The 8,433-nt window shown below is 60.3% G+C and carries 6 protein-coding genes; 4 read left to right on the top strand and 2 right to left on the bottom strand.

From position 1 onward, the window contains the following. Both VL688_03920 and VL688_03915 read right to left on the bottom strand, forming a co-directional pair. The coding region (locus tag VL688_03920; protein ID HTL47194.1) for a hypothetical protein at window positions 1-443 on the bottom strand (443 nt) is incomplete at its 3' end. Window positions 444-573: 130 nt separating this feature from the next. Further along, the gene (locus VL688_03915) at window positions 574-4,989 is read right to left on the bottom strand and encodes a DEAD/DEAH box helicase (protein ID HTL47193.1); all 4,416 of its coding nucleotides are present in this window, start codon (window positions 4,987-4,989) and stop codon (window positions 574-576) included. Between the two features lie 92 nt (window positions 4,990-5,081). Here VL688_03915 and VL688_03910 point away from each other — a divergent pair, with 92 nt between their 5' ends. The 4 genes from VL688_03910 to VL688_03895 all read left to right on the top strand — a co-directional run bounded on the left by VL688_03910 (window position 5,082) and on the right by VL688_03895 (window position 8,375). Further along, window positions 5,082-5,918, top strand: a complete 837-nt coding sequence (locus tag VL688_03910; protein ID HTL47192.1) for a sulfite exporter TauE/SafE family protein — start codon at window positions 5,082-5,084, stop codon at window positions 5,916-5,918. Beyond that, window positions 5,893-6,282, top strand: a complete 390-nt coding sequence (locus tag VL688_03905) for a DUF1634 domain-containing protein (protein ID HTL47191.1) — start codon at window positions 5,893-5,895, stop codon at window positions 6,280-6,282. The genes VL688_03910 and VL688_03905 overlap by 26 nt, the downstream gene beginning before the upstream one ends. Before the next feature lie 118 nt (window positions 6,283-6,400). After that, on the top strand, window positions 6,401-6,823 hold the full coding sequence (locus VL688_03900; protein ID HTL47190.1) for a response regulator: 423 nt from the start codon (window positions 6,401-6,403) through the stop codon (window positions 6,821-6,823). A gap of 4 nt (window positions 6,824-6,827) precedes the next feature. Then, window positions 6,828-8,375, top strand: a complete 1,548-nt coding sequence (locus tag VL688_03895; GenBank protein HTL47189.1) for a HAMP domain-containing sensor histidine kinase — start codon at window positions 6,828-6,830, stop codon at window positions 8,373-8,375. Window positions 8,376-8,433 lie beyond the last annotated feature (58 nt).

The following is an 8,433-nucleotide window of genomic DNA, read 5'->3' as shown; positions in this document are numbered from 1 at the left end:
GTCGCGCCGGCACTTCCGGGCCTGATGTAAGCAAAGAAAGATCCGACCGCGGCCGCGTCATTGGGCACGAGAAAATTTCCCGTCAGGCCGTATTCCGCGAAAACGAGCGGGCCAAAAGCCAGGACGTCCGGCGAATCCGTTCCCTGAATAACGGGAGCGCCCAGGAACGTCGACCACTGGGAAGGAGAGCGTGTCCCGTCGAAATCGGCATAGAGGCCGAGCTCCGCGGGATCTTCCGGGTAAGTTAAAAGTCCTGCAAAGCCGCCGTGGACGGTCACGTTGTACGTGGAACCGCGCTGCAGCGTCGGCGTGGAGTCGAGCCAGTTATCGCCCGTGTTGTTGTCGATGATGGAATCGATGCCGTAAGCGCCTCCCGCGAAAGCTTTGGAAGACGAAAGAAATGCGAACGAAAGAACGAGGACGGTAAGGGCAATTTTTTTCATGACTTTTCTCCGGGCCGAGTGGGATTAAAAACGCCGAAGTATAAGGGAAGCCCCTGGTGGGCTACAATAGGACAATGTTAGACATTTTGAACTATTTACAATCCCTACAGGATCGGCCTTCCGGCCGATTTTAATGCTTCCCCAGATAGTACTTGAGCTTAGGAGGATATTTGCCCCTTAGCAGGGCCTTGTGGACCTGCCATTCTTCGGCCGCGGGGAACTCTTTGAGGTACTGGACGGCCCCGCTTTCCAGGACGGCCAGCGGGATGCCGTCGCGGAACACGATGCGGTTGTGCGTGAGCCGGGAAATTTTCCGGCCGGGCAGGATCGTGCCCAGGAGATTCAGAGGATCCGCCGCGGAAATCGAGATGAGCTTTCCATTTAAAGGGCGGCTTCGGGTCTTGCGCAATTCTTCCACGGTTTCGGGAAGCGCGAATTGTTCGCCGCTCACCTGCGACACGAAACGGCCGCCGCGCACTTCCCCGCGCAGCTCCATCCGCCGCAAGACACGCACGAGGATGCGCCACGGCATGGCAAAGGATTCTTTTTCCATCAGTGAGCGGAACAGAACGCCCCAGCGCTTGAGATAAATGAAAGCAAGCTGCTCGAGCGTTTCGTAATCGGGCGTTTTTTCGTCCGGCACCGGAAAGTTATGCGTGACCGACCAGCGGCCGGCTTGCTCGATCCCCAGTAATGGCTTTCCTTTTTTGTTTTTTTCCGGCGTGAGCAGCGAGCGCAGGCCCGCATAGCTGTCGCTCGCGGCAAGCCCGGCGGACACGAGCTCCGCGAGCCCTTCTTCCACATGGCCCGGCAGCAGGCCTGTGCGCGAAACAAGGTCTTCGAAAAAGCTCGCGCCCTCGGCCTTCAAATGCGCGAACACTTTCTGCCCGGGCGTGCTGAGATTCTTTTCTTGTCCGTTTTCGTTTCCGCTCGAAAGCCGCCGCCACAAATTCATGCGGCCGCGCGGCACCAGGCTGATCGGCGTATTTTTCACGGGCCCGGAGCGCCCGCCTTCTTCGCCGTAGTTTTTCGGCGCGTGAAAACGGCTCCACGCGATCTTGCCCGAAAGGCAAAGCGCGTCCAGCCACAGCGGGTCATATTCCGCGATGCGCGACGGGATGAGGTCGGTTTCCCATGAAACCGCCGGCGCTTCGAAGCCTTCGAGCTTTTCTAAAACTTCCTGCAGCACCTGCGGGCCGGTGCGCTCGGTGTCCTCTTCCATCTCGTGGCGCGCGAAAAGAAAGCGCGTGAAATCCTGGAGGCTGACCGGCTGGATGGCCTGGCGCAGGGTTTCGATGGTGTAGCGGTGGATACGCTGCAGAAGGCGGCGCTCGCACCATTCCTCTTCTTCCCCGCCGCTGAATTTTCCGCGAAACACGAAGCCTTCGTTTTCGAGTTCGAGCAGCGCCTGCCGCGCGCCGCTTTCCGCAAGCGCACCGTCTTCGGCGAGCTGCCGGACCGTGACCGGGCCCAGGGCCTCGAGCCTTCCGCGGATGATTTCGCGCAGCGCCTCTTCTTTGGAATAGGTCTGGATCATGGCGCCGGGCACTTTGACGCGCGGGACAAGCGGCGCTTCCTTATATACGGCTTCCAGCATGGGCAGGCGCTCGGCCGCGATCCAAAGCGCGTGATCCTTGCGCGCGAAAAGCCGGGCCGCGCGCCCCTGTTCGATCAACGCCTCGAAAAAATCTTTCCAGCGGCTCGTGACGCCCTCGTCTTCCACGATGAAGCCGTGAATCATGAGCGCGTCGTGCAATTCGTCCGCGTCGCGCGCTTCAGGCCAGGCTTCTTCTTTCACGCGCGCGACGGCCTGCGGGTCGAGCCTGCTAAGGTCTTCGGCTTCGCCCGGATCCAGCCAGCCGCGGTTACGGATCGCGTTCACGCGGCGCTCGGCGAATTCCGTGTCGTCCAGGAACGCGTACGGCCGCGCATTAATGATTTCCTGCGCGAACACCGAAGGCTCACGCAAATCCTTGGCGATGATTTCCACTTCGCCGCCCTCGATCTTGCGGAGCAGGTCTTCCAGCGCCGTGATTTCCATGGCCTCGTTCAAACAATCGTGCACGACTTGCCGCACAAGCGGGTGCTCGGGCACTTCGATCTCGCGCGGAAGGTTTTCCGCGCAGGCGATCTGGTCGGGAAAAACCTGCGCGATCAGGTCTTCGGCCTGCATGCGCTGGATCTGCGGAGGCACGCGCTTGCCGCCGCGGTTGCGCAGGATGGCGAGCGAACGCGTCGCGTTCCAGCGCCAGCGGATTTCGAAAATCGGGGAATCGAGCATGGCCTGGATCACGGTGTCGCAGACGGTTTTGGAATGGAGGTAATGGAACACTTCGTCCAGAGGGAAGCTGTGCGACGAGCTGAGCGAGAGGATGATGCTGTTCTCCCCGGCCGCGGCCTGCAGCTCGAAATTGAATTTGCGGCAGAATTTTTTCCGCAGCGCCAGGCCCCAGGCGCGGTTGATGCGGCTGCCGAACACGGAATGGATGACCAGGTGCATGTCGCCCGTTTCATCGAAGAAGCGTTCCATCGCGATTTTCTTCTGGCCGGGCATGAGTCCGAGCCCGGTCTTCCCCATCCATAAATAAATCACGATCTGTTCCGCTGCGGCCGGGCTGATGCCGACTTCGTCGACAAGCCAGCGCACGGCGCGATGCCGGGTGAGCGAAAGCTCGGGCGGCCGAGCGGCGGGATCGGTGTCCGCGATCGAAGGCAGCGGCTCTTCGTCCAGCATCTTGCCGATCGTTTCCAGAAAGCGCGACACGGATTCGCTGAGCTCCGCGCTGCGCGACGCGCCTTCCCCCAGCCAGAACGGCACCGTGGGCGGCTTCCCCGCGGCGTCGCGCACCATGACCTTCAGTCCTTCGACGCGGATCAGCTGCCACGAGTGGCTGCCGAGCGTGAAGATGTCGCCGGCCAGCGACTCGAGCGCGAAATCCTCGTTCAGCGTGCCGACCGTGATGCCTTCGGGCTGCAGCACGACTTCGTAATCGAACATGTCGGGAATCGAACCGCCGTTGGTGAGCGCGACAAGCCGCGCGCCGCGCCGTCCTCGCAGACGTCCGTTCACGGCGTCGTAATGAAGGTACGTCCCCCGCCTGCCGCGGCGCGAGGTGTAGCCTTCCGAAAGCATGCGCACAAGCTCCAGGAATTCTTCTTTCTGGAGATCGCGGTACGGATAGGCCTTCCGGAAAAGCTGGAAGAGATCGTCTTCCTTCCATTCCTGGCAGGAAACTTCCGCCACGATCTGCTGGCTGAGAATGTCGAGCGGCTTCTCGGGCATGAGGATGCGGTCGAGCTCGCCTCGGCGCACGCTGTCGAAAAGCGCGGCGCATTCCACCAGGTCGTCGCGCGAGAGCGGAAATAAAATGCCTTTAGGCGTCCCGCCCACCGTATGGCCGCTGCGGCCCACGCGCTGCAGAAAAGCCGCGATGCGTTTGGGCGAGGCAAACTGAACGACGAGTTCGACCGAGCCGATGTCGATGCCCAGCTCCATCGAAGCCGTGGCCACCAGCACTTTCAAATGCCCGGCCTTCAATCTTTTTTCCGCGTCGTGGCGGTGCTCCTTGCTCATGCTGCCGTGGTGCGAGCTGACATGCTCTTCGCCGATGCGCTCGGCAAGCCCGCGCGCAAGGCGCTCGGCCCAGCGCCGCGTGTTCACGAAAATCAAAGTGGTCTTGTGCTCGTTGATGAGTTCCACGAGCCGCTCGTAAAGCTCGCCCCAGACTTCGTTGCTCATGACCGCGGTGAGCGGCGACTTCGGCACTTCGATGCGCAGGTCGAGCTTGCGGCGGTGGCCGGTGTCGACGATCACGCAATCCGGTTCCCCCCTCACCCTTCCCTCTCCCCGCGCAGCGGGGAGAGGGTTAGGGAGAGGGGCTTTGATGTTTTGATTGCCGACGAGAAAGCGCGCGACCATGTCGAGCGGCTTTTGAGTCGCGGAAAGCCCGATGCGCTGCAGCGGCCGCCCGGCCAGGGACTCCATGCGCTCGACCGACAGCGCGAGATGCGAGCCGCGCTTGTCGCCGATCATGGCGTGGATTTCGTCAACGATGAGCGTCTTCACGCCGCCCAGCATGCGGCGGCCGCTTTCGCTGGTGAGCAAAAGGTAGAGCGACTCGGGAGTCGTCACGAGAATGTGCGGCGGCTTTTTCAGCATGCGCTGGCGTTCGCGCGACGTGGTGTCGCCGGTGCGCACGGCCACGGTAATGCCGGCGGGCGCGTGGCCGGATTTTTCCAGCTCCTCTTCGATGCCGCCGAGCGGGACGTTCAGGTTCACGTGAATGTCGTTGCTCAGCGCTTTCAGCGGCGACACGTACACGACGAACGTGCGGTCCGGCAGCGGCGCGCCGCGGCTCTGGACGACGAGGTCGTTGATCACGGCATAAAACGCGGCAAGCGTTTTACCGCTTCCGGTCGGCGCGGAAATCAGGACGTGTTTTCCCTGCCGAATCGCGGGCCAGGCCTGGGTCTGCGCGGGCGTCGGGCTGCCAAGGCGGCTTTCGAACCATGTCCGGAGGGCGGGATGAAAAGAGTCGAGCGGCATGAATCACCTTTCGCGAAATGGCTCTATCATAACATAAAGGCGGGGCTTTTCCTGTGATTGACAGCGCTCCCTTGACGCGTTACCCTGCGGCCATGACTCTTCTTCAGTTCTCGGCGCTTGTTTTCACGGGTTCTCTCAGCGCGGGCCTGCTTGGCGCGCTGACGGGGCTCGGCGGGGGTGTTGTCATCGTTCCCATGCTCACGCTGCTTTTCCACGTGGACATCCGGTACGCCATCGGCGCTTCTCTGGTGTCGGTCATCGCCACGTCTTCGGGAGCCGCGGCGTCCTACGTCAAAGAAGGATTCACGAACATGCGCATCGGCATGTTCCTGGAACTGGCCACCACGACCGGCGCGCTTTGCGGCGCCTGGCTTGCCGCGCAGGTGTCGACGTCGGTCATCGGCATCATCTTCGGTTTTGTCCTGCTGTATTCCGCGCTGCAGACGGCAGCCGGGCGGCACGTTCCCAAAACGCCGCCCGCGCCCGACCCGCTGGCCGCAAAATTAAAATTGAACGGCTCCTATCCGTCGCAGGAAGGAATAAAAAAATACGAAGTTTACCGCGTCCGCGCCGGTTTTTTTCTGACCTGGGTCGCGGGCATCCTTTCCGGGCTGCTGGGCATCGGGTCCGGAGCCGTCAAGGTCCTGGCCATGGACAGGATGATGCGGCTGCCTTTCAAAGTCTCCACGACCACAAGCAATTTCATGATCGGCGTGACGGCCGCGGCCAGCGCCGGGATTTATCTCAACCGGGGCTACATCGATCCCGGCCTTTGCATGCCGGTGATGCTGGGCGTGTTGACGGGCGCTTTTTGGGGCAGCCGGATTTTAATCAAAGCCAAGGCGCGCAACCTGCGGCTTCTTTTCGGGGCCGTTATTTTTTTTCTTTCCATCGAGATGATCTATGGCGGATTCACGGGAAGATTTTGAACTTGCGGAACGGCGCACGGAAGAGCGGCTGGGCCTGCTTTTAAGGACCGGCGTCGCTGCCGCTGCCGCGCTTGTGCTGGCCGGAGGGATTCTTTACCTCCTGCATTACGGCGGCATGCGTTCCGATTACGCGAATTTCCGCGGCGAGCCCGAAGACCTTCGCACGCTTTCAGGCATCATGAAAGACGCCTTTTCCGGGAGGCGGCGGGGCCTCATCCAGCTGGGCCTCATCGTCCTCATGGCGACGCCCGTCTGCCGCGTGGCCTTTTCCGTCTTTGCGTTCTGGAAACAGCGCGATACCCTCTACACCTGCATTACCCTCGCGGTGCTTATCCTGCTCGCCTGCAGCCTTTTTCCCTTCTGATTTTGTCAGGCATTTACCGACAAGAGCCCGTAAAAATCAGGGTTTCACCGAAAGGCCGCCCCGATTTTTTCCGTAAAATAGCATTCTGGAAACAAATCCTCAGGAAGGCGGTCTCTCTATGATGGAAACACTTTTCAAACTCCGGGTTCTGATGATCGAGGACAGCCCCTCGCATGTCCAGATGATCCAGCACATGATGGAACGTTTAGGCTACGAAAACAACCTGGTCAATTTCGATACCGGGACAAAAGCCCTCGCTTACCTCGAAGAGTCCCTCGCGGTCGGGAATCCCCTCCCCAACCTGATTATCGTGGACCTCAGGCTTGCCGACGGCGAAAACGGGCTTCATGTCCTGAAAAAAATCCGGGCCAACGCGTGCCTGAAAGACATTCCGATCATCCTGAATTCTTCTTACGCGGACGCCGAAGACGTGCGCGCGGCGTACGAAGAAGAAAGCACGTTCTTCATTCCCAAAAATTACGACACGAAAGCGCTGGCCGAAGCCATCGAGACCCTGAAAATGTGGGGAAGGCTTAAGTAGCGGCATGAAGGAAAAGAGTCCCTCTTTTTTCCGGCCCCTGGAATATCTGCCCTATATCTGCGGATGCGCGGCGATCCTGTTCGCGTGGTACGTGCTGTTCGGACGTTTCCGCCACTGGCCCGACGAGGACATCGGGCTTCCCGGCTTCAGTCCGATGAAAGCCAACACCGCGCTCGCGATGATGTTCGGCGGCCTTTCGCTGGCTTTAAGCGCTCAGAAAAACCGCAGGCTGTTCTGGATTGCGAAAATCTCAGCCGCGATCTGCTGCATCGTCGGCATGCTCACGCTCGCGGAATATATCTTAGGCGTGGATTTCAAGGTCGACCAGGCCCTCATCTTCGATCCTTACCCCGCGCCCGGCGGGCTGTTTCCCGCGCGCATGATGCCGTTCACGGCTTTCAATTTTTTCATCTTCGGCCTGGCTCTGATTGTCGTGGACCTGCCGGCGGGCTACTGGCCGGCGCAATGCCTGAACATCGCCGTCCTCTGGATCGCAGTCGTGGGGTTCATGCGCTATTTTTACAAAATCGAAGCCATTTACCGCATCGGCGTCTTGTCGGGCATGGCGGCGGAGTCCGCGATCAACATGATCCTTCTCTGCCTGGGCTTTCTTTTCGTGAGGCCCAAGGAGGGCGTCGCCGCCGTGCTCACGGCCTCCACGGTCGGCGGCTTGACCGCAAGGAAGCTCCTGCCGTCGGTCATCCTCATGCCCGTCGTTCTCGGATGGCTGCCGCTCATCGGCGTCAAAGGCCAGTACTACACCGCGGAATTCGGTGTCATGCTGCTGGTCGTGTCGATCATGGTCATCTTTTCCATCATCATTTTCCTGAACGCGCATTACCTCGACAAGCTCGACCGCGAGCGGGCGGTGGCGGAAAAGGAGCTTGCGGACATGAACCGCGAGCTGAACGATTTTGCGTATGTCGTGGCGCATGACCTCAAGGCGCCGGTGACGGCCATCCAGACGCTCACGTCGTGGATTGACGCGGATTACGGGCGCCAGTTCAATCCGAAAAGCCAGGAGCAGGTGCAGCTTATTCTGTCGAATGCGAAGCACATGCGAAACATGATCGACGGCATCCTGGATTATTCCAAAGCCGGCCGGTCCAAAGAACAGAAGCAGCTCGTGGACCTCAATGAGCTGGTCGTTGACGTCACCCGCCTCCTGTGCCCGCCGGCGTCGATCCAGATCAACGTGGAAAACAAGCTGCCGGTCCTTCCCTGCGAAAAAGTGCGCGTCAGCCAGATTTTCCAGAACCTTTTGGGCAACGCCGTCAAATTCATGGACAAAGCGGAAGGCCTCATCTGCGTTTCCTCGTCGGAGCACAATGGAGACTACCAGTTCGAGATCCGCGACAACGGCCCCGGCATTCCTCAGGAGGTCCAGGAAAGGGCCTTCCACATTTTCCACACGTACAGCAGCCATCCGGACAGCACGGGCCTCGGCCTTTCCATCACGAAGAAAATGGTCGAAAGCATGGGCGGCAAGATCTGGCTGCGTTCCCAACCCGGCCAGGGCGCGGCGTTTTTCTTCACGCTTCCCCGGAATTAAAAAAACCGGGGTTTCCCCTACAAAGTTTACAGCCATTTGCCGTGGCCGGCCGCCGGGA

The organism is Verrucomicrobiia bacterium (genome assembly GCA_035495615.1).
Taxonomy (GTDB): domain Bacteria; phylum Omnitrophota; class Omnitrophia; order Omnitrophales; family Aquincolibacteriaceae; genus DATJFP01.
Note: the sequence above shows the minus strand (reverse complement) of the source record. Positions and strands in the feature narration are given on the sequence as shown.